This window comes from Cupriavidus cauae, assembly GCF_008632125.1.
Classification (GTDB): Bacteria; Pseudomonadota; Gammaproteobacteria; order Burkholderiales; family Burkholderiaceae; genus Cupriavidus; species Cupriavidus cauae.
On sequence record NZ_VWRN01000016.1, the window covers coordinates 30,626 to 51,928 of the forward strand.

The following is a 21,303-nucleotide window of genomic DNA, read 5'->3' on the forward strand; positions in this document are numbered from 1 at the left end:
GCGGACACGCAACGTGCCCCGGGCAAGCGCCCGGCAGGCCTCGCTTCAAACCCCGCCCCCGCCCAGCTCAAGTCCCTCAGAACGCCAGCGTCGCCTGCACGTAGAACGTGCGCGGCATGCCGACGTACTTGCCCAGGTTGTTGTCGGTCGAGCGCGTGAAATAGCGGCGATCGAACAGGTTCTTGACGCCCACCGCCAGCTTCAGGTTCGACATCGACTTGCCGAAGTCGTAGCCCAGGCGCATGTGCACCAGCGCGTAGCCGGGGATGTCCCCCAGCGCGCCGTTGGCGCTCTCGGCGGTCTGGTACGGCGTGCCGTCGGTCGGATCCCCGGGCGAATGCTGGCGCGATTGCGCGAAGCCATCGACGTTCAGCGTCCAGCGGTTGCGGCTGTAGCGCACGCCGGCGGTGGCCACATGGCGCGAGTAGAACGGCAGGTCGCGCCCGGCGAAGGTGCCGTGGTTGTAGGTCGCCTCGGTATAGGTATAGCCCGCATACGCCGACAGGCCGGCCAGCGCCTTCGACAGCGTGCCGAAGTCGTAGCGCAGCGAGCTCTCGACGCCGCGGTGGCGCGTCGCGCCGAGATTGGTCCACGCGTCCGGGCTGCCCATCGTGCCGCCGCGCAGCTGCAGCTCGTCGTCGAAGTCGATGTTGAACAGCGTCAGCTCGCCGCCCCAGCCGTTGGCGTTGAAGTGCGTGCCCAGCTCGTAGGTCTTGGCCTTTTCCGGCGCCAGGCCGTTGGTGGTCTGCGCGATCTGGAAGTACTGCAGCGGCCCGAACGAGACGCCGGCATTGCCGAACAGCTTCCAGTTGTCGCTGACGTGGTACATCACCGCCAGCGAGGGCAGCGGCTCGTCCGACTTGATGTCGGTGCGGCGCTGCGTGAAATGGTCCGTGATGTTCGAGCGGATCATTTCATAGCGCAGGCCCGGCGTGATGGTCCAGTTGCCGACGTTGATGGTGTCGTCGATATAGACCGCGTTCGCCGTGGTGCCGCCGCTGCGCCATTGGTACATCGGCGAGGCGATCGTGGTCGGATCGACCGTGCCCGGCGTGTAGAACGCCGTGCGCGATGCCTGCTCGTCGCTGGCCTCGCGCAGGTAGCGGTAGCCGACGCTGACCTCGTGGCTCATGTTGGCGCCGCGGAACAGCTGCGAATAGCGCGGCTCGACGGCGAAGGTGTGGTAGTGGCGCGGGAACGAGCCAAGGCGACGGCGGCCGGCGCTCTCGCTCTCGATCTGGCTGCCACGGAAGCTGTCGGTGTAGTACGTCAGCACCTCGAACTTGCGGTTGTTGTCCTGGTGCGAATACTTCAGCGAGACGTCGCTGCGGCGGCCGGCGAAGGTGTCGTACGGCCGCACCGACTGGAACGGATCGGCGGCGTACTGCGCGGCGGTCAGGCCGCCCGGCATGTCGGCCAGCGCCTCGTAGTAGTGATAGCTGGCGGTGATCTGGTCCGTGCTGGAGATGCGGTACGAACCCTTGAGCATCAGGTCGTCGATATCGACGCGGTCGTTGCCGCGGCGATAGCCGTCGCCGTGCACGCCCGAATACATCAGCGCGCCGCCGAGGCCGTTGTCGTTGGTGCCGCCGATGAAGACGCTCGGCATGGTCTTCACATTGCCGCCGTGCGTTGCCACCTCGGTCTCGACCGAGGCCTGCGCGGCAAAGGTCTGCGGAATCGGCCGGGTCACGAAGTTGATGATGCCGCCGACGTTCTGCGGGCCATAGCGCACGGAGCCCGCGCCGCGCACCACGTCGATGGTGTCGATATTGCCCATCGACAGCGGGGCCATCGACAGCTGCGGCTGGCCGTAGGGCGCGACCGCCAGCGGAACGCCGTCCAGCAGCACGGTCGAGCGGGGCGACAGGCGCGAGGCCAGGCCGCGCACGCCGACGTTCAGCGAGATGTCGCTGCCGCCGGTGCCGTTGCTGTCCTGCACCTGCACGCCCGGCATGCGGCGCAGCACCTCGCGCACATTGGTCGCGCCGCTTTCCTCGATGGTCCGGCGGTCGGCGATCGAGCGCGCGCCCGGGTGCTCCAGCACCTTGGTTTCGTTTGGCTGATCCAGCCAGTTGCCGACCACGGTCACCGTGCTCAGCGTCTTGTCGGCGTCCGCGGCGGCCGGGGCGGCTTGCGCCTGAACTGCCTGGGGCTGCGTCTGAGCTTGCGCCTGAAGTTGCGTGTGCGCCTGCGGCGACGCCTGGGCGATCACGATGGGCTCGGCCGAACGGGCCGGGGACGACAGGCACAGCAGGGCGACGCCGGCGGCTGCGGCGGTCAGGCGGAAGGCGGCTTGCAAGATCGGATCCTGAACAGAGGCGGGAAAGCGGCGAAAGCGGGGTCGGATCCGCGCGATGGCGCGGCGACCGGACCGCGACCAGGTGAAAGCGGCATCACGGCCTCCGCGTCACCCAAGAAGCGGCGAATTATAAATGCGAAGCATTCTCAGGCGCCGCAAACCGGCCCCGTCGTCATGGTCGACGTTGCGTGACGCCAACACCGCGCTGCCAGCAGGGTTTCATGTAACGGGGATTCATGTAACGTCCAGCGCGCCTGGCGCCGCTCCGCTAGAATTGCGGCTTGCCGGCGGGGCGGGCCATGGGCCTCTCATGGCCCGCTACACCGGCCTTCCGCTGTCCCGGCAGCCGCCACCGCACAAGGCGGCGCCGCTTCCCTCTCCCGCCATGCCTCCCACCCCTGCCAGCAGCACGCCGTCCGCCTCCGATCCGGATTCGGTCTTTCGCGACCCCGGTTTCCGCATGTTCTGGTGCGCCCGTCTCTGTACGACGATCGGCTACCAGATCCTGACCGTGGCGGTGGGTTGGCAGATGTACGACCTGACCGGCGACCCGCTGATGCTGGGCCTGGTTGGCCTGGTGCAGTTCCTGCCGTCGGTGGTGCTGCTGTTGATGTCGGGCCACGTCGCCGACCGCTTCGACCGTCGCCAGATCGTGCGGATCTGCCAGCTGACCGAAGCGGCAATTGCCCTCGGCATGGCGGCGGCCAGTCTCGCCGGCTGGGTCCGGCACGAACACATTTTTGTGTTCGTCGCACTGCTCGGCGCGACCCGTGCCTTCGAAACCCCCACGCTGCAGGCGCTGCTGCCCAGCGTGGTGACGCCGCGCCAGCTGCCGCGCGCGGTCGCGCTGTCGAGCTCGGCGACGCAGACGGCGATCATCGTCGGCCCGGCGCTCGGCGGCTTTGCCTATGTGGCGGGCCCCGGCGTGGTCTACGGCATCGGCGCGCTGCTGTTCCTGGCGGCCGCCACGCTGATCACGCTGCTGAAGTTGCGGCAGCGGCCGCAGCGGTTGACCGCCCCGGTCAGCATCAGCACGCTGTTCGCCGGGTTTGCCTATATCCGCAGCCGGCCGGTGCTGCTGGGCGCGATCTCGCTGGACCTGTTCGCGGTGCTGCTGGGCGGCGCGACTGCGCTGCTGCCGATCTACGCGCGCGACATCCTGCATACCGGTCCGTGGGGCCTGGGGCTGCTGCGCTCGTCGCCGGCGATCGGCGCGCTGGCCACCGCGATCTGGCTGGCCCGTCATCCGCTCGAACGCAAGGTGGGCCGCGTGATGTTCGGCGCGGTGGCACTGTTCGGCCTGGCGACGATCTGCTTCGGGCTGTCGACGCTGCTGCCCTTGTCGATGCTGGCGCTGGTGGTGCTGGGTGCCTCGGACATGATCAGCGTGGTGGTGCGCTCGACACTGGTCCAGCTCGATACGCCGGATGACATGCGCGGGCGGGTCGGCGCGGTCAACTCCGTCTTTATCGGCGCCTCCAATCAGCTTGGGGAATTCGAATCCGGCGTGACGGCGGCCTGGCTGGGTCCGGTCGGCGCGGTGCTGCTCGGCGGCATCGGCACGCTGGTGGTGGTGGCCGTGTGGATGCGGCTGTTCCCGGCGCTGGCGAACCGCAACCGGCTTCACGACAGCCCCGGGGCCACCTGAATCCCGCCAGATTCCGCCCTGAGTTCGACCAGAGTTCGGCCGGAGTCCGCCCGGAGTTCGACCGGAGTTCGACCGGAGTTCGACCGGAGTTCGACCGGAGTTCGACCGGAGTCCCAGCCGAACCGTACCCGTTTCTGCGTGCCGCCATGCCGCTGAAAGCGACGCCGGCGGCACTCTTTGCGAAATTTTTCCAATCCGCTGCAGCCCTTGCCCGGCAAGGGCTCGCGCCCGTTCGCCCGGGCCCTGCCAAATATTCACGGAAACCATTTCTCCATCGATCTGTCCCGAAAATATTGTCAATTTCGATTATCTGTAGGCGAATTCCGACATTGCGTCGGATGAGCGCGGGCAGACCCTGGCATCGCCCCGTGCGATAAGCAAGGGTGTCCCGCGCGCCTGCGGGCAAGGGAGCAGACCATCGATGTGCGGTATCGCAGGAGAAATACGTTTCGATCAACAAATGGCGGACCTTCACGCCGTGGCCGACATGGCGCGGGTGCAGGCCGCGCGCGGCCCTGACGGCGAAGGCTTGTTCGGCCTGGGCCGGCGCGCCTTCGGGCATCGGCGCCTGCGGATCATGGATCTGTCCGAGCGCGCCCATCAGCCTTTCATCGACAACGCGCTGGGGATGGGCATCGTCTTCAACGGCGCGATCTACAACCACCACGCGCTGCGCGAGGAACTGAGCGCGCGCGGCTACACGTTCTCGTCGACCGGCGACACCGAGGTCATCATCAAGGCCTGGCACGCCTGGGGCCCCGCGGCGCTCGATCGCCTGGCCGGCATGTTCGCGTTCGCGCTGTGGGAGCGCGACACCGGCATCACGCACCTGGTGCGCGACCGCCTCGGCATCAAGCCGCTGTACTACAGCCAGGACGCGCGGCGCCTGCGCTTTGCCTCGACGCTGCCGGCGCTGCTGGCCGGCGGCGACATCGATACCGCGCTCGATCCGGTCGCGCTGCATCACTACCTGACGCTGCACGCCGTGGTGCCGGCCCCGCATACGATCGTCCAGGGCGTGCGCAAGCTGCCGCCCGCCACGCACATGACCGTGCATGCGGATGGCCGCACCGAAACCCGTACCTGGTGGCGGCTCGACTTCGTCCACGACGCCGCCGACGAGGCGCGCACCTTCGAGGAATGGCGCGACATGACGCTGGCCGCGTTGCGCGACGCGGTGCGCCTGCGTACCGTCGCCGACGTGCCGGTCGGCGTGCTGCTGTCGGGCGGTGTGGACTCCAGCCTGATCACCGGCCTGCTCGCAGAAACGGGTACGCCCGACCTGCGCACCTATGCGATCGGCTTCGAGGCGGCCGGCGGCGAGGCCGGCGACGAGTTCCACTATTCCGATCTGGTGGCCCGGCATTTCGGCACGCGCCACGAGAAGATGATGATCCCCGCGGCCGATCTGCTGGACGCCTTGCCCGATGCGATCCACGCGATGAGCGAGCCGATGGTCAGCCACGACTGCGTGGCCTTCTATCTGCTGTCGGCGGCGGTCGCGCGCCATAGCCGCGTGGTGCAGAGCGGGCAGGGCGCCGACGAGGTGTTCGGCGGCTACCACTGGTATCCGCCGCTGGCGGCCAATACCGATGCCGACGGCGGCGTCGCTGCCTATCGCAAGGTGTTCTTCGACCGCACGCAGTCGGAGATGGCCGAGCTGCTGTCGCCGCAATGGCTGGCCGACGATCCGAGCGGCCGCTTCCTGGCGGCGCATTTCGCCATGCCGGGCGCCGACAGCGCGATCGATCGCGCGCTGCGGCTGGACACGACCGTGATGCTGGTCGAGGACCCGGTCAAGCGCGTCGACAACATGACGATGGCGCATGCGCTGGAGGCGCGCGTGCCCTTCCTCGATCACCGCCTGGTGGAACTGGCCGCGCGTATGCCGGCGCGCCACAAGATCGCCGCGGGCGGCAAGCACGTGCTGAAGGAAGCCGCGCGGCAGGTGATCCCCGCCGAGGTGATCGACCGCCCCAAGGGCTATTTCCCGGTGCCGGCGCTGAAGTACCTGCGCGGTCCCTTCCTCGACTACGTGCGCGGCCTGGTCGACAGCGACGCGGCACGCCAGCGCGGCCTGTACCGGGCCGGCGTGGTCGAGTCGATGCTGGCCGACCCCGATGCCCACATCACCCCGCTCAAGGGCTCGAAGCTGTGGCAAGTCGCGCTGCTCGAGGGCTGGCTGCAGTCGCATGGCCTGTGAGGGCTGCCATGACTGGCAACAGACCGGGACCGGCAGCCCCCCACTCTGACGATGACGCCAACGGCCGCCGCGCGCGGCCGCAGTCCCGTGTCGGCCACGACCGCGGCCAGAACCCGGACAACAACGAGGAGAAAGATCGAATGTCGACCGTCAATGCGGAAGTCCGTCCAGCCACCAAGCCTTCGACCAAGCAGTCGGCCACGCAGTCGGCCAAGCAGTCGGCCAAGCAGTCGGCCAAGCCGTCGGTACTGGCCGATTCGCTCCATCTCGGCGCGCCCACCGGCGCCGAAGGGCAGCCCCCGCGCGCCGTGATGCACGACGCCGGCGGCGCGCCGGTGCAGCAGGAACCCGCCGTGCAGCCGAGCCCCGCTCCCGCGCCGGTGTCGGCGCGCCCGAATGCGATGCTCGACTGCGGCTGGGGCCGGCTGATGTTCGCGCCGTCGTTCGAATCGCCGGCGCGGCTGGCCGCCGAGCTGCAGCAGGAAGCGCCGGGCCGGCGTGATATCGCGCTCTATGTGGAAGCGCCGCAGCTGCTGCTGGCCGAGGCGCCGCAGACGCTGTTCCTCGACCCGTCGCTGCTGTTTCGCCGCACGCTCGAGGACGGCGATGCCGCCGCGGCCGCAGCAACCGGCGCGGCCGGCGTCACGATCCGGCGCCTGACGACACGCGCCGATATCGCGGCGATCAACCGCCTCTACGCGGCGCGCCACATGGTGCCGCTCGATCCCGCCACGGTCTGGCGCCAGCGCGACCACGACGCGGTGATCTACCTGATCGCCGAGGACGAATCGACCGGCGACATCATCGGTTCGGCGATGGGCGTGGACCATCTGCTGGCCTTCGGCGACGAGCGCGGCGGCAGCAGCCTGTGGTGCCTGGTGGTCGATCCGCAGACGCATCTGGCCGGCGTCGGCCAGGCGCTGGTGCGCGAGCTGATCGCGCTGTTCGCCTCGCGCGGACGCAAGCATCTCGATCTGTCGGTGCTGCACGACAACCAGCATGCGATCGGCCTGTACCACAAGCTCGGCTTCGTGCAGGTCGACGGCTTCGTCGTCAAGCACAAGAACGCGATCAACGAGCCGCTGTTCGCCGGCTCGAGCGAGTGCGACAACCTCAATCCGTATGCCGCGCTGATCGTCAAGGAAGCGCGCCGGCGCGGCATCGGCGTCGAGATCATCGATGCCGATGCCGGCATCTTCAGCCTGCGCTATGGCGGGCGCGAGATCCTGTGCCGCGAGTCGCTGTCCGAGCTGACCGGCGCGGTGGCGATGACGTGGTGCCAGGACAAGGCGCTGACGCGCAAGCGGCTGGAGCAGGTCGGACTGAAGGTGCCGGCGCAGCGCCAGATCGGCACCGATGCCGAGAACCTGGCCTTCCTCGCCGAGCACGGCTCGGTGGTGGTCAAGCCCGCCTTCGGCGAGCAGGGCCGCGGCATCAGCGTCGACGTCCGCACCGAGGACCATCTGCGCAGCGCGATCGACACCGCGCACCAGGAGGGCGGCACCGTGCTGCTCGAATCGTTCTGCCCGGGCCAGGACCTGCGCATCGTGGTGATCGGCTACGAGGTGGTGGCCGCGGCGATCCGCAAGCCGGCCGAGGTGGTTGGCGATGGGCAGGCCGACCTGAAGACGCTGATCGAGCGCCACAGCGCGCGGCGCAGCGCCGCCACCGGCGGCGAGAGCCGCATTCCGCTCGATGCCGAGACCGAGCGCTGCCTGGCGGCGCAGGGCCTGACGCTGCAATCGGTGCCGGCCGCCGGCCAGCGCGTGCCGGTGCGCAAGACCGCGAACCTGCATACCGGCGGCACGCTGCACGACGTCACCGGCCAGCTCCATCCGGTGCTGCGCGAGGCCGCGCAGACCGCGGCGCGAGCGCTGCGCATCCCGGTGGTCGGCCTGGACTTCCTGGTGCCGGCCGCCGACCAGCCCGAGTACGTGATCATCGAAGCCAACGAGCGGCCGGGCCTGGCCAATCACGAGCCGCAGCCGACCGCGGAGCGCTTCGTCGACCTGTTGTTCCCCTTCACCTCCTGAGCCAATTCCTGAGCGGATTCGCGCGCCATGTCCCGGGCGCGCGGCGCCAGGCATCGACATCCATGCAGAAACTGAACATCGACCGGCTGTACCTGAAGACCGCGTTGCTGGAGCTGCTCGCCATCCCCAGCCCGGCCGGGCTGACCGACGAGATCGTGCACTACACCGCCAACGTGCTCGATGGTCTGGACATTCCCTACCAGCTGACCCGGCGCGGCACCATCCGCGCGACGCTGCGCGGCAACCGCGCCAACAGCGGCATGGGGCCCGACTGCGCGATCGTCGCGCACCTGGACACGCTCGGCGCGATGGTGCGCGAGCTCAAGCCCAACGGCCGGCTCGCGCTGGCGCCGATCGGCACCTGGTCCAGCCGCTGGGCCGAAGGCGGCCGCGTGACGCTGTTTACCGAACATGGCAGGCATCGCGGCTCGGTGCTGCCGCTGCTGGCCTCGGGCCACGTCTACAACGAAGCGGTGGATACGCAGCCGGTCAACTGGGACCAGCTCGAACTGCGGCTCGACGAACCGGCGGCGACGCCGGAGCAGATCCGCGCGCTTGGCATCCAGGTCGGCGATTTCGTCGCCTTCGACGCCAACCCCGAAATCCTGGACAACGGCTATGTCGTCTCGCGGCATCTGGACAACAAGGCCGGCGTCGCCGCGGTGCTGGCCGCGCTGAAGGCGGTGCGCGAGAGCGGCGCCTCAGTGCCGATGGACTGCCATGCGGTGTTTACGCTGACCGAGGAAGTTGGCTCGGGCGCGACCGCGGTGATCGAGGACGACGTCAGCGAGGTGATCGGCATCGATATCGGCCCGGTGGCGCCGGGGCAGGGCGCGCGCGAGGCAGGCGTGACGATTCCGCTGATGGACTCGGCAGGCCCGCACGACTATCACCTGACGCGGCGCCTGCTGCGGCTGTGCGACGAGCATGGCATCCCCAGCCATCGCGACGTGTTCCGCTTCTACCATTCGGACGCCGGCGCCGCGGTCAGCGCGGGCCACGACGTGCGCACCGCGCTGCTGTGCTTCGGTGCCGATGCCTCGCATGGCTACGAGCGGACCCATCTGGACGTGCTGGTCAATCTGGCCGAGCTGCTGACCGTCTATATCCAGAGCGGGCCGACGCTGCCGGAGGACCGCCAGCGCCGCATGGGCTCGGTGGCGGGCTTCTCGCATCAGCTCGATCCGCGCCAGCTGACGCGCAGCGAGACGCCGTTGCCCGATGCCGGCGAACTGGTGCATACCCGCCGCGAAGGTTCGTCGTGATGCACCGTGACGCCTTCGTGATGCCATCCTTTCCGGAGCCGACGCCATGGATCTGAATTTCATCGACGCCGACAAGCTGCAGGCCACCTGGGCCTATCTGCTGCAGCTGGCTGTGCACCAGGGTTTGAACGTGCTGGCCGCACTCGCCATCCTGCTGGTGGGCTGGTGGCTCAGCGGCCGCGCGCGCAACGCGGTGCTGCACGCCTTCGACCGCCCGCATGTCGACGCGACGCTGCGGCCGATGCTGGGCAGCGTCACGCAGTGGGTGGTGCGCGTCGTCACCGTGATCCTGGTGCTGTCGCAGTTCGGCGTGCAGACCGCCAGCATCATCGCGATGCTCGGCGCCGCGGGCCTGGCGATCGGGCTGGCGCTGCAGGGCACGCTGCAGAACATCGCCGCGGGCATCATGCTGGTGCTGCTGCGGCCGTTCCGCGTCGGCCAGTACATCGACGCGCAGGGCATCGCCGGCACCGTGCGCGAGACCGGGCTGTTCATGACCGAGCTGACGACCTTCGACGGCGTCTGCCTGCGCGTGCCGAACAACAAGATCTGGGGCAGCGCGATCACGAACTACAGCGAGAATCCGACGCGCCGGCTCGATATCGAGGTCACGGTGCCGTTCGGCGCCGACGTGCAGACCGCGTTGCGGGTGCTGCGCCATATGCTGGCCGACGACGAGCGCGTGCTCGAGGTGCCGGCGGCCGAGGCGATGGTGGTCAACTTCACCAGCGAGGGCGTGACGCTGAACCTGCGCTGCTGGACCTCCAACGACAACTACTGGAACCTGCGCTTCGCCTTCTACGAGCGCGTCAAGCGCGAGCTGCAGGCGGTCGGCATCGATATCGCGGTGCCGGTGCAGGAGCTGCGCGTGCCGGGCAATGGCGGTCAGGGCGAACAGACCGCGCTGGTGCTGAACCATACGCCGCAGCCCCATACGCCGCAGCCGGCCCAGCGGCCCCAGCCGCCGCAGTCCGCGCCGGGCGGCGAGCAGCGACACGCCTAGCGGTGGCAGGCAGGGGCCGCGCCCCTGCCGCTCAGGCCCTCGCCGCCGCTCAGGCCTCGTCCGCGAACAGCGTGCAGGCGCCTTCCTCCGCCGTGCTGACGTTGCGGCGGAAGTTGCCGAACAGGTCGCGGCCGACGCCATGGCGATGGCGGCTCAGGTCCGGCACGTCGATCGTGCGCGCTTCCCATTCGGCCTGCGGCACCAGCGCGGTCAGGATGCCGGCCGGCGCATCGACGCGGATCATGTCGCCGTCGCGGACCTTGCCGATCGCGCCGCCCTTGAGCGCCTCGGGGCAGACGTGGATGGCGGCCGGCACCTTGCCCGAGGCGCCCGACATGCGGCCGTCGGTCACCAGCGCCACATGAAAGCCGCGGTCCTGCAGCACCGTCAGCGTCGGCGTCAGTTTGTGCAGTTCGGGCATGCCGCAGGCCGCCGGTCCCTGGTACGGCAGCACCGCGACGAAATCGCGCTCCAGCTCGCCGCGCTTGAAGGCGGCCAGCATGTCGTCCTGATGATGGAACACGCGCGCCGGTGCCTGCACCACCTGATGCTCGGCCTTGACCGCCGAGGTCTTGATCACCGCGCGGCCCATATTGCCGTCCAGCACCTTGATGCCGCCGTCCGGCGCGAACGGCTCGCCGGCGCCGCGCACCACCGACGCGTCCAGCGATTCGGTCGGCCCGTCGATCCAGACCAGCTTGCCCTCGCGCAGCGCCGGTTCGCGCGTGTAGTCCTCCAGCCCCTGCCCGACGATGGTGGTGACATCGTCATGCAGCAGCCCGCGCGCCAGCAGGCCGCGGATCACCAGCGCCAGGCCTCCCGCCGCCTGGAAGCCGTTGACGTCGGCCTGGCCGTTCGGATAGACCCGCGCCAGCAGCGGCACCACCGCCGACAGCTCGTCGAAGTCGTCCCAGGTCAGCACGATGCCGGCCACGCGCGCCATCGCGATCAGGTGCAGCGTGTGGTTGGTCGAGCCGCCGGTGGCGAGCAGGCCGACGATGCCGTTGACGAAGGCGCGCTCGTCGAGCACCTGCGCGATCGGCGTATAGCGCTCGCCCTGGTGCACCAGCCGCAGCACATGCCGCGCGGACTCGCGCGTCAGCGCCTCGCGCAGCGGCGTGTGGGGATTGATGAAGGCGGTGCCCGGCAGATGCAGGCCCATGATCTCCATCAGCATCTGGTTCGAATTGGCGGTGCCGTAGAACGTACAGGTGCCCGGCGAATGATACGACTTGCTCTCGGCCTCGAGCAGTTCCTCCCGGCCGATCTTGCCCTGCGCATACAGCTGGCGGATGCGGGCCTTTTCCTCGTTCGGGATGCCGGTCGGCATCGGGCCGCCCGGCACGAACACCGCGGGCAGATGGCCGAACGACAGCGCTCCCATCACCAGCCCGGGCACGATCTTGTCGCAGATGCCCAGATACAGCGCCGCATCGAACATCTGGTGCGACAGCGCGACCGCGGTGGCCTGGGCGATCACGTCGCGAGAAAACAGCGACAGCTCCATGCCGTCCTGGCCCTGCGTCACGCCGTCGCACATCGCCGGCACGCCGCCGGCGAATTGCGCGGTGGCGCCGGCCTCCAGCGCGGCTTCCTTGATCCAGGCGGGGAACTCTCCCAGCGGTTGGTGCGCCGAAAGCATGTCGTTGTACGAGGAAACGATCGCCACATTGGGCCGTTCCTCGGCCTTCAGGCGGATCTTGGCGGGCTCAGGCATCGAGGCGAAGCCGTGCGCGAGGTTCGTGCAGGACAGCTGCGCGCGTTGCACCTTGCTGCCGGCCATGGCCTGCGTGCGGGACAGGTAGGCCTGGCGCGTCGGCGCGCTGCGGGCCACGATGCGGGCCGTCACTTGTTCGAGTACGGGATGGGGCATGGGGCTCTCTCCAGCGGATTCTTCAATGCCTGGCATGTCGCAGTTCAGCCTAGCGCATGTTGCAGGGGCTTGCACGGAGCATGCCCGCCGCGCCGCCTCTCGTGGCCACACGCGCCGCCACACCCACGACCACGGCCGCCGCTGGCTGCCGCGTGGCTCGCAAAGCGCCCGCGACTCACGTAAACTGGCCGCAACGGCCGCGCTACGGGGTCTCTATCAAGCGACAAGGAGGTCAGGGTGAGCATGCCCGATTTCGACATGGTGCTGGTTGGCGGCACCGGTGACCTGGCCAGGCGCAAACTGCTGCCGGCCTTGTTCGACGCGCATCGCGCCGGATTGTTGCATCCCGCGGCGCGCATCCTGGCCACGGGCAGCCATCCTTCCACCACCGAGGAATACGTCGCCACGCTCGAGCAGGGCATGCGGCCGGGCCTCGAACACGCCCCGCCGGGCGACTGGGCCAGCTTCGTCGCGCGGCTGTGCTACGTGCAGGCCGACGCCCGCAAGCCCGAGCATTTCGATGCGCTGGCGCGCAAGGTGCTGGACCGCCAGCCCGAGGTCGTGGTCTGCTACCTGGCCACCGCGCCGCATCTGTTCGTGCCGATCTGCGAGCAGTTCGGCCGCACCGGCCTGAACCATCCGAAGGTCCGCGTGGTCCTGGAAAAACCGCTGGGCCACGATCTGGATTCGAACGAGGCGATCAACGCGGCGGTGGCGCGCTACTTCGCCGAGGAGCAGATCTACCGGATCGATCACTACCTGGGCAAGGAGTCGGTGCAGAACCTGATGGCGATCCGCTTCGGCAACGCGCTGTTCGAGCCGCTGTGGCGGCGCGAATGGGTGCAGGACGTGCAGATCACGATCGCCGAGGAACTCGGTGTCGAGGGCCGCGGCGATTTCTACGACCAGACCGGCGCGCTGCGCGACATGGTGCAGAACCACCTGCTGCAGTTGCTTTGCATGGTCGCGATGGAACCGCCCACCAGCCTGACCGAAGACGCGGTGCGCGACGAGAAGATCAAGATCCTGAAGGCGCTCAAGCCGATCTCGCCGCAGGAGGTGGCCGAGAAGACGGTGCGGGGGCAGTACCGCGCTGGCGCCATCGCCGGCAAGCCGGTGCCCGGCTATCTCGAAGAGCCCGGCATCGCGCCGGACAGCCGCACCGAGACCTTCGTCGCGATCAAGGCCGAGATCGCCAACTGGCGCTGGGCCGGCGTGCCGTTCTACCTGCGTACTGGCAAGCGGATGCAGTCGCGCGTGGCCGAGATCGTGATCCATTTCCGCGACGTGCCCCATGCGATCTTTCCCCGTCCGCTGACGCTGTCGCCGCAGAACCGGCTGGTGATCCGGCTGCAGCCCGAGGAAAGCATCCGGCTGTATTTCCTCGTCAAGCAGCCCGGCGACACGGTCGCGCTGACGCCGACCTCGCTCGACCTTGATTTCGCCAACTCGTTCAAGGTGCGCCGCGCCGGTGCCTACGAACGCCTGCTGCTCGACGTGATACGCGGACGGCTGGGCCTGTTCGTGCGCCGCGACGAACAGGTGCAGGCATGGCGCTGGGTCGAGCCGATCATCGACACCTGGGCCGAGAGTTCGCTGCCGCCAAAGCCCTATACCGCCGGCACCTGGGGACCGGCCGCGTCCTCCGCGCTGCTCTCGCGCGACAACGCGCTGTGGCACGAGGAGGTCTGACGCCGGCTCGCCCGCTTTGGCGAATCGGCCCGCCGCTCCGCTCCAACGAACCTTGACCCGGAAATCGCCATGCGCCGCTTCGAACATCCCTCGCTGCTGGACCAGGCCGAAGCGCTGGCCGCCTCCGTCAGTCACGCGCTCGACCTCGCCATCCAGGACCGCGGACACGCGGTGCTGGCCGTTTCGGGCGGGCGCTCGCCGGTGCCGATGTTCGAGCGGCTGCGCTATCGGCCGGTGCGCTGGGACGCGGTCACCATCACGCTGGTCGACGAGCGCGCGGTGCCGCCCGGACACGAGGACAGCAATGCGCGCCTCGTGCAGGAACACCTGCTGCGCGATGCCGCGGCCGCCGCCAGCTTCGTGCCGCTGATCGCCGATGCGGTCGAGGCGTCCGAGCCCGCGCGGGCGGTGGTGCGCCTCAATGCCGCGTTTCGCCAGCCCGACGTGGCGGTGCTCGGGATGGGCGAGGACGGCCATACCGCGTCGCTGTTCGCCGATGCGCCGGAGCTCGGCGAAGCGCTGAACGGCGATACGCCCTGCTATGTGGTGACACGCCCGGCCAGCGCGCCGCATGCGCGCGTGACGCTGAACCTGGCCGCGTTGCTGGCGGCCGAGCGCGTCTTCCTGGCGTTTGCCGGCGCGGCCAAGGCCGAGGTGTTCGAGCGCGCGCTGCAGGAGCCGGGGCCCGCGTTGCCGGTGGGGCTGGTGGCCAGCCGGCATCGGCATGGGTTCGATGTGTTCACTGCCTGACTGCGAGGCCTGACTACGCTGACTCGATACGCCGCTTCGATACGCCGCCCGAACACACCGCCCGAACACGCCCCCGAACACGTAGCCCGAACACGTAGCCCGAATGCACGCGTTGCCACCACGGCCCGAATTTCGCCCGATGTTTTCCGCCCTGCGATGACTACCTACCCACGCCTGCTCGCCGATGTCGGCGGCACCAATGTCCGCTTCGCCCTGCAGACCGCGCCCGATGCGATCGGACCGGTCACGGCACTGAAGGTCGCCGACTATCCGTCGCTGGAAGCGGCGATGCGGCAATACCTGTCGCAGCTGCCCGGCCCGCAGCCGCGCCACGCGGCGATCGGCCTCGCCAATCCGGTCACCGGCGATCGCGTCAAGCTGACCAACCACGCCTGGGCCTTCTCGATCGAGGCGGTGCGCCAGGCGCTGGGCCTGGAGACACTGCTGGCGCTGAATGATTTCACCGCGCTGGCGCTGGCCCTGCCGTACCTGCAGCCTGGCGAGCTCGCGCCCGTGCGTGCCGGCACGCCCGCCACGGACACGCCGCTGGCCCTGATCGGCCCCGGCACCGGGCTCGGGGTATCGGGGCTGATCCCCGGCCGCCACGGCGCGGGGCCCGTGGCCTTGGCGGGGGAGGGCGGGCATGTCGAGCTGATGCCGGCCACCGACGACGAGTGGATTGCCTGGCATGCCGCGCATCGCGAGCACGGCCGCGTCTCGGCCGAACGGCTGCTGTCGGGCATGGGGCTGTCGCACACGCATGCCGCGCTGGCCGCAGAAACGGGTACGCCCGTGCGCGTGCCGCTGACCGCGGCGGAGGTCACCGAGGGCGCCTTGCAGCGCGGCGATGCGCTGTGCCAGCGCGCGCTCGCGGTGTTCTGCGGCCTGCTCGGGTCGGTCGCGGCCGATGTGACGCTGATCCTCGGCGCGCGCGGCGGCGTCTATATCGGCGGCGGCATCGTGCCGCGCTTCGTCGAGGCGCTGGCGGCGTCGAGCTTCAACGCGCGCTTCGTCGACAAGGGGCGCATGCGCGCGTTCCTCGAGCCGGTGCCGGTGCAGGTCATCACCGCGCGCTTTCCGGCGCTGCCCGGGCTGGCGCACGCGCTGGCCGAAGCGGTCGACCGGCGATGAGCCGCTGCGCACGCCCGGCGGGGCGAACGAACGGAGCGAAGCGATGCGTGTGCTGCTGATCGAGGACGACACGATGATCGGCGATTCCGTGCGGCTGGCGCTGCGTCAGGAAGGCTTCGCGGTGGACTGGGTACGCGACGGCGAGGCCGGCCTGTCGGCCGCTACGCAACCGCCCGGCGTCGCCGCCGGCGGCGCGGCCGAGGGGCAGCACGATCTGGTGCTGCTCGATCTCGGCCTGCCGCGCCGATCCGGTCTTGATGTGTTGTCCGGCATGCGGGCGCGCGGCGTCGCCACGCCGGTGCTGATCCTGACCGCGCGCGATGCGGTCGCCGATCGCGTCGCCGGATTGAACGCCGGGGCCGACGACTATCTGGTCAAGCCCTTCGACCTGCAGGAGCTGGTGGCCCGCATCCACGCGCTGGCTCGGCGCGCGCAGGGCCGCGCCGAGCCGTTGGTCCGCTACGGCGCCATCGTGCTCAATCCGGCCACGCGCGAAGTCACGTTGTCGGGCGAGCCGGTCCATCTGTCGGCGCGCGAATACGCGTTGCTGGCGGCGCTGCTGGCGCGTCCGGGCAAGGTCTGGTCGGTGCCGCAGCTGCAGGAGAAGCTGTACGGCTGGGACGACGAGGTGGGCAGCAACACGGTCGAGGTCTATATCCACGCGCTGCGCAAGAAGCTCGGCCAGGGTTTGATCCGCAATATCCGCGGTGTCGGTTATGTCTGCCCGAAGCTCGATGAAGGCGTGCAGCAGGGGGACAACGGCGGCGAGAAGGACAGCGAGACGGGCAGCGAGACGGGCAGCAAGAAAGACGGCGGCAAGGACAATGAAGCCGCTGGAGGAGCGCGCTGATGCGATCGATCCAGCGGACCCTGCTGTGGTGGCTGGCGCTCGGCCTGCTGGCCGGCATCGCCGCGGCCACCGCGCTGATCTACGGCCAGGCCCGGCAGGAGGCCAACGCGCTGTTCGACTACCAGATGCGCCAGGTCGCGCTCGCGCTGCCGAGCCAGTTCAGCGGCCCGGCGATGCCATCGCTGCCGCCGCCGCTGCCGCCCGGCACCGACAATCTGTTCCGTTCCGACGAGGACGTGGTCATCCATATCTGGGACGGCACCGGCCGCAGCCTCTATCTGTCGCATTCGCGGCCGTCGCTGCCGCCGCGCGCGGAGCTCGGCTTCTCCAATGTGCGCACCGACGACGGCGAGTTCCGCATCTACAGCGTGCAGCTCGGGCCGGCGGTGGTGCAGATCGCGCAGCCGATGAGCGCGCGCCGCGAAGTGGCGGCGCGGATGGCGCTGCGCACCGTCGCACCGCTGCTGTTGCTGCTGCCGCTGCTGGGCTGGATGGTCTGGCTGGCGGTGGGCCGCGGACTGCGGCCGGTGCGCGAGATCGCGCGGCAGGTCGGCAAGCGCGATGCCAATGCGCTGTCGCCGCTGGCGGTGGCGCAGATGCCGGCCGAGATCGCGCCGCTGACGGAGGCGCTCAACCTGCTGCTGGCGCGGCTGTCCGACGCGATCGACACGCAGCGCGCGTTCATCGCCGATGCCGCGCACGCGCTGCGCACGCCGCTGACCGCGCTGCAGCTGCAGGCGCAACTGGTCGAACGCGCCGACAGCGAGCCGGCGCGCCGCGAGGCGGTCGGCAATCTGCGCGACGGGCTCGAGCGGCTGACGCATCTGGTGACGCAGTTGCTGACCCTCGCGCGCCACGAGCCCGGCGCGGCCGTCGCTGGCCATCAGCCGGTCGCCTTGCGCGAGCTGGCCGCAACGGTGGTCGGCGAGATGACGCAGGCCGCCCTCGATCGGCATATCGACCTGGGGCTCGACACTACCGATGGCGACGGCGGTGCCGATGGTCGCCATGGTGGGGATGGTCGCCATGGTCGGGTTGGTCACGATGGCGACAACGGTCACGATGGCCGCGATGGAGACTCGGCCGGGCTGACCGTGCAGGGCGACCCCGACGCGCTGCGCATCCTGCTGACCAATCTGATCGACAACGCCCTGCGCTATGTGCCGGCCGGCGGCAAGGTCGACGTGCGCGTGCAGCGCGCGGATGCGGGCCGCGTCGCGCTGATGGTCGCGGACAACGGTCCCGGCATCCCGCCCGAGCAGCGCGCCCGCGTGCTCGATCGCTTCTACCGCCTGCCCGATGCACCGAGCGGCGGCAGCGGCCTGGGCCTGGCCATCGTCGACGAGATCGCCCAGGTGCATCGCGCCACGCTGTCGCTGGAAGATAACGAGCCGGGGCTGCGGGTGCGCGTGGTGTTTCCCGCAGCGGGCGACGCACGAGGCGAACGCCGCCACTAGTCCGCGGCATACGGCGGTGGTGGCGATTTTCTCCAATAGCGTACCCGTTTCTGCGTACGGCTTTCGCCAACCGTTTGCATCCTCTGCCCTGCTGTCCCACTGATTCAGGAGGTACTCATGCAGATCGATCTCACCGGCAAGACCGCCCTTGTCACCGCCTCGACCGCGGGCATCGGGCTGGCCATCGCCATCGGCCTCGCGCGCAGCGGCGCCACCGTCATCGTCAATGGCCGCAAGCAGGACACCGTCGAGGGCGCCATTGCCGACGTGGTGCGCGAGGTGCCGGGCGCCACGGTGCGCGGCGTCGCGGCCGACGTCGGCGGCGCCGAGGGCTGCGATGCAATCGTGGCCGCCGAGCCGGCGGTGGACATTCTGGTCAACAACGCCGGCATCTACGGTCCGCGCGACTTCTATGAACTGAGCGACGAGGACTGGACCCGCATCTTCGATGTCAACGTGATGTCGGGCGTGCGGCTGGCGCGGGCGTATACGGCGGCGATGGCGGCGAACGGTTGGGGCCGCGTGGTGTTCATCTCGTCGGAGTCCGCGCTGAACACGCCGGAGGACATGATCCATTACGGCTTCTCGAAGACCGCGCAGCTGGCGGTATCGCGCGGCCTCGCCAAACGGCTCAGCGGCACCGGCGTGACCGTCAACGCGGTCTTGCCGGGGCCGACGCTGTCGGACGGCCTGCGCGAGATGCTGCGGGAGGACGCGCAGAAGGCGGGGCTGTCGATCGAGGAGGCGGCCGCCGAGTTCGTCAAGGCGCATCGGCCCAGCTCGATCCTCCAGCGCGCGGCCACGGTGGAGGAGGTCGCGCACATGGTGGTCTACGTCTGTTCGCCGCAGGCATCGGCGACCACCGGTGCCGCGTTGCGGGTCGATGGTGGCGTGGTGGATACCATCGCCTGAGCCTGGCGATGGCGGGATGATGCGACGGTGCCATGGTGCGACGGCGTGACGGTGCGATGCCGTGCATCGCACCGTCATGCCGGACCTGGTTTCGCACCGCTGCCAGGCACGCAGAAACGGGTACGCTTTGCGCGCGGCGTCCATATTGATTGAGTTCGCGCGACGCAGAAACGGGTACGGCGCCGCTATCCATCGCCTGCCGGCACGCCGGTTTTACCGGCGGTTTCATCGCAATCAGCCGGCCCATCGACGCTCGCGAACGGGTACGCAGAAACGGGTACGGTTTGCGCGAGGGGCACGCAGAAACGGGTACGCTTTCGCCGGCATGCGGGGCCCGGTGCGTGCGCGATGCATGCTCGGCACGTGTTCCGATACTTGTCCTGATGCATCTCCAAGGCGTGCCCGAGGCGTGCCCGGACGCATCCACGCCAACGATGAAACGAAAACACCGGCGCGCATGGCGATGCCATGCCGCGCCGGTGTCGTTGTTTCAGGCCCGTATCAGATCCGTATCAGATCCGTATAAGACCCCGGATCAAACCCCGGATCAAACCTCTGCCGGCTCCGACGCGGCGGCACGCGCCGCCACCACCGGTGCGAGCGGCCGCGCCATCCGTGGCGCCTCCGGCAGCGGACCGCAGAAGCCAAAGTCCACCTCCGGCACGCGGCCGCTGATCAGCTCGGCGATCGCGCGTCCCGAGCCGCAGCCGTGGGTCCAGCCCAGCGTGCCATGGCCCGTGTTCAGGTACAGCCCCTGCACCGCGCTCGCGCCGATATACGGCACGTTGCCCGGCGTCGCGGGTCGCAGGCCAGTCCAGTAGCGCGCCAGTTCGGGACGGCTGACACCGGGGAAGATCTCCAGCGTGCGCCGCACGATGGCCTCGCAGCGCACCGGGTTCAGCTCCATCGAATAGCCGTTGAGCTCCGCGGTGCCGGCGATGCGCAGCCGGTCGCCCAGACGCGAGAACACCAGCTTGTACTCGTCGTCGGTCAGGCTGACGCTCGGCGCGCGCTCCGGGTCGAGCACCGGCAGCGTGGCCGAATAACCCTTGGCCGGATAGATATCGAGCTTGACGCCGAGCGGCCGCGCCAGCATCGGGCTGAAGCTGCCGAGCGCGAGCACGTAGGCGTCCGCCTGCTCGACGGTGTAGGCGCCGGTCTCGTCGGCGATCTCGACCCCGCGCATGCGACCGCCTTCCGCCAGCAGCCGCTGCACGCGCACGCCGTAGCGGAAGCGCACGCCGCGCGCCTCGCACAGCGCGGCCAGCCCGGTGGTGAAGCGGTGCACGTCGCCGGACTCGTCCTCGCTGGTGTAGGTGGCGCCCGCCAGCCGCGGCGCGATCGAGGCCAGCGCCGGTTCGAGCTTCACCACTTCGTCGGGACCGATCACGCGGCGCTCGCAGCCCAGCTCGCGCATGATGCGCGCCGGCTCGATGGCCGCGTCGAATTCCTTCTGGCTGGTATAGAAGTGCAGGATGCCGCGGGTCAGATGATCGTATTCGATGCCCGTCTCGGCGCGCAGCGCCTGCAGGCTGGCGCGGCTGTAGGTGCCGAGGTTGAGCAGCTGGATCATGTTGCGGGTGGAACGCCGGGCCGGACATTCGCGCAGGAACTTCAGCCCCCACGACCATTGCGCCGGGTCGGCGCGCAGGCGGAACAGCAGCGGTGCGTCCTCGCGTCCCAGCCAGCTGAGCAGCTTCAGCGGCGCCGAGGGGTTGGCCCAGGGCTCGGCATGGCTGACCGAGATCTGGCCGCCGTTGCCGAAGCTGGTTTCGCGTGCCGCGCCGGCATTGCGCTCGAGCACGACGACCTCATGGCCGGCCTTGGACAGATACCACGCCGAGGCCACGCCGATCACGCCGGCCCCCATCACGATGACTTTCATTTCAGGCTCCAGGATGCAAAAAGGGGCAGCCGGCCGGCATCGTCGATGCCAACCCGGCTGCCCCCACTGTCCTTTTGCCTGAGAGATTCACCGCGTCCGCCCCGGACCCGGTTTGCCCCTTCGGCGGCCGTCATCGCTGAACCATGATGGCGGCGCTCTCCAGTTCGTTGTCGTCTCCAGTCTTCGGTACCTGAGCGTTTCGGGGGTACGCCTTCGGCAGCGCTGCCGCCGCGCTGTCGCGCCGCAGGCTCGCTTTCTCCTGGATGGGCGGACAGTAACACGGCGCGGCGGCGGCCGCA

General features: G+C 69.5%; 14 protein-coding genes and 1 riboswitch. Of the genes, 11 read left to right on the forward strand and 3 right to left on the reverse strand.

Annotation, left to right across the window (positions count from 1 at the left end; all coding sequences use genetic code 11):
* Positions 1-76: 76 nt before the first annotated feature.
* Positions 77-2,302 carry a TonB-dependent receptor family protein gene (locus F1599_RS04240; RefSeq protein ID WP_150082297.1) on the reverse strand — a complete coding sequence of 742 codons (2,226 nt, stop codon included), beginning with the start codon at positions 2,300-2,302 and terminating at the stop codon, positions 77-79.
* Positions 2,303-2,687: 385 nt separating this feature from the next.
* Here F1599_RS04240 and F1599_RS04245 point away from each other — a divergent pair, with 385 nt between their 5' ends.
* From F1599_RS04245 to F1599_RS04265, 5 genes are all read left to right on the forward strand, one after another.
* Entirely contained in the window at positions 2,688-3,950 is a 1,263-nt protein-coding gene (locus F1599_RS04245; RefSeq protein ID WP_149318598.1) for an MFS transporter, read from the forward strand.
* A gap of 421 nt (positions 3,951-4,371) precedes the next feature.
* The gene (locus tag F1599_RS04250) at positions 4,372-6,153 is read left to right on the forward strand and encodes an N-acetylglutaminylglutamine amidotransferase (RefSeq protein WP_150082298.1); all 1,782 of its coding nucleotides are present in this window, start codon (positions 4,372-4,374) and stop codon (positions 6,151-6,153) included.
* 140 nt (positions 6,154-6,293) lie between these two features.
* Positions 6,294-8,186 (forward strand): N-acetylglutaminylglutamine synthetase, encoded by a 1,893-nt coding sequence (gene ngg, locus F1599_RS04255; protein WP_223819452.1) that lies wholly within the window; start codon positions 6,294-6,296, stop codon positions 8,184-8,186.
* A 62-nt stretch (positions 8,187-8,248) separates the two neighbouring features.
* The gene (locus F1599_RS04260; protein WP_150082299.1) at positions 8,249-9,451 is read left to right on the forward strand and encodes an osmoprotectant NAGGN system M42 family peptidase; all 1,203 of its coding nucleotides are present in this window, start codon (positions 8,249-8,251) and stop codon (positions 9,449-9,451) included.
* 46 nt (positions 9,452-9,497) lie between these two features.
* Positions 9,498-10,454 (forward strand): mechanosensitive ion channel family protein, encoded by a 957-nt coding sequence (locus F1599_RS04265; protein ID WP_223819453.1) that lies wholly within the window; start codon positions 9,498-9,500, stop codon positions 10,452-10,454.
* A 49-nt stretch (positions 10,455-10,503) separates the two neighbouring features.
* Here F1599_RS04265 and edd read toward each other — a convergent pair whose 3' ends face one another.
* The gene (gene edd, locus F1599_RS04270; protein ID WP_150082300.1) at positions 10,504-12,327 is read right to left on the reverse strand and encodes a phosphogluconate dehydratase; all 1,824 of its coding nucleotides are present in this window, start codon (positions 12,325-12,327) and stop codon (positions 10,504-10,506) included.
* 243 nt (positions 12,328-12,570) lie between these two features.
* On the opposite strand from edd, the gene zwf reads away from it, so the two are divergent.
* The 6 genes from zwf (at position 12,571) to F1599_RS04300 (ending at position 19,119) form a co-directional block, all read left to right on the forward strand.
* Positions 12,571-14,019 carry a glucose-6-phosphate dehydrogenase gene (zwf, locus tag F1599_RS04275; RefSeq protein WP_187829214.1) on the forward strand — a complete coding sequence of 483 codons (1,449 nt, stop codon included), beginning with the start codon at positions 12,571-12,573 and terminating at the stop codon, positions 14,017-14,019.
* Between the two features lie 69 nt (positions 14,020-14,088).
* Entirely contained in the window at positions 14,089-14,769 is a 681-nt protein-coding gene (gene pgl, locus F1599_RS04280; protein ID WP_150082301.1) for a 6-phosphogluconolactonase, read from the forward strand.
* A 156-nt stretch (positions 14,770-14,925) separates the two neighbouring features.
* Positions 14,926-15,900 carry a glucokinase gene (gene glk, locus F1599_RS04285; protein ID WP_150082302.1) on the forward strand — a complete coding sequence of 325 codons (975 nt, stop codon included), beginning with the start codon at positions 14,926-14,928 and terminating at the stop codon, positions 15,898-15,900.
* A 43-nt stretch (positions 15,901-15,943) separates the two neighbouring features.
* Positions 15,944-16,750, forward strand: a complete 807-nt coding sequence (locus tag F1599_RS04290) for a response regulator (protein WP_150082303.1) — start codon at positions 15,944-15,946, stop codon at positions 16,748-16,750.
* Positions 16,750-18,207 (forward strand): ATP-binding protein, encoded by a 1,458-nt coding sequence (locus F1599_RS04295; RefSeq protein WP_150082304.1) that lies wholly within the window; start codon positions 16,750-16,752, stop codon positions 18,205-18,207. Before F1599_RS04290 ends, F1599_RS04295 begins: the two co-directional genes overlap by 1 nt.
* A 117-nt stretch (positions 18,208-18,324) precedes the next feature.
* Positions 18,325-19,119, forward strand: coding sequence for an SDR family NAD(P)-dependent oxidoreductase (locus F1599_RS04300; RefSeq protein WP_149318607.1), 795 nt, complete (start codon positions 18,325-18,327; stop codon positions 19,117-19,119).
* Between the two features lie 547 nt (positions 19,120-19,666).
* Here F1599_RS04300 and F1599_RS04305 read toward each other — a convergent pair.
* Positions 19,667-21,004 (reverse strand): D-amino acid dehydrogenase, encoded by a 1,338-nt coding sequence (locus tag F1599_RS04305; protein WP_149318608.1) that lies wholly within the window; start codon positions 21,002-21,004, stop codon positions 19,667-19,669.
* A 56-nt stretch (positions 21,005-21,060) separates the two neighbouring features.
* Positions 21,061-21,177, reverse strand: a riboswitch (glycine riboswitch).
* Positions 21,178-21,303: the final 126 nt, after the last annotated feature.

Excerpts from the sequence above, each read along its gene's own strand:
- F1599_RS04300 (WP_149318607.1), top strand. The coding sequence starts at position 18,325 with ATGCAGATCGATCTCACCGGCAAGACCGCCCTTGTCACCGCCTCGACC.
- F1599_RS04260 (WP_150082299.1), top strand. The coding sequence starts at position 8,249 with ATGCAGAAACTGAACATCGACCGGCTGTACCTGAAGACCGCGTTGCTG.
- pgl (WP_150082301.1), top strand. The coding sequence starts at position 14,089 with ATGCGCCGCTTCGAACATCCCTCGCTGCTGGACCAGGCCGAAGCGCTG.
- zwf (WP_187829214.1), top strand. The coding sequence starts at position 12,571 with ATGCCCGATTTCGACATGGTGCTGGTTGGCGGCACCGGTGACCTGGCC.
- F1599_RS04265 (WP_223819453.1), top strand. The coding sequence starts at position 9,498 with ATGGATCTGAATTTCATCGACGCCGACAAGCTGCAGGCCACCTGGGCC.
- ngg (WP_223819452.1), top strand. The coding sequence starts at position 6,294 with ATGTCGACCGTCAATGCGGAAGTCCGTCCAGCCACCAAGCCTTCGACC.
- F1599_RS04290 (WP_150082303.1), top strand. The coding sequence starts at position 15,944 with ATGCGTGTGCTGCTGATCGAGGACGACACGATGATCGGCGATTCCGTG.
- F1599_RS04305 (WP_149318608.1), bottom strand. The coding sequence starts at position 21,004 with ATGAAAGTCATCGTGATGGGGGCCGGCGTGATCGGCGTGGCCTCGGCG.
- F1599_RS04245 (WP_149318598.1), top strand. The coding sequence starts at position 2,688 with ATGCCTCCCACCCCTGCCAGCAGCACGCCGTCCGCCTCCGATCCGGAT.
- glk (WP_150082302.1), top strand. The coding sequence starts at position 14,926 with ATGACTACCTACCCACGCCTGCTCGCCGATGTCGGCGGCACCAATGTC.
- F1599_RS04295 (WP_150082304.1), top strand. The coding sequence starts at position 16,750 with ATGCGATCGATCCAGCGGACCCTGCTGTGGTGGCTGGCGCTCGGCCTG.
- edd (WP_150082300.1), bottom strand. The coding sequence starts at position 12,327 with ATGCCCCATCCCGTACTCGAACAAGTGACGGCCCGCATCGTGGCCCGC.
- F1599_RS04250 (WP_150082298.1), top strand. The coding sequence starts at position 4,372 with ATGTGCGGTATCGCAGGAGAAATACGTTTCGATCAACAAATGGCGGAC.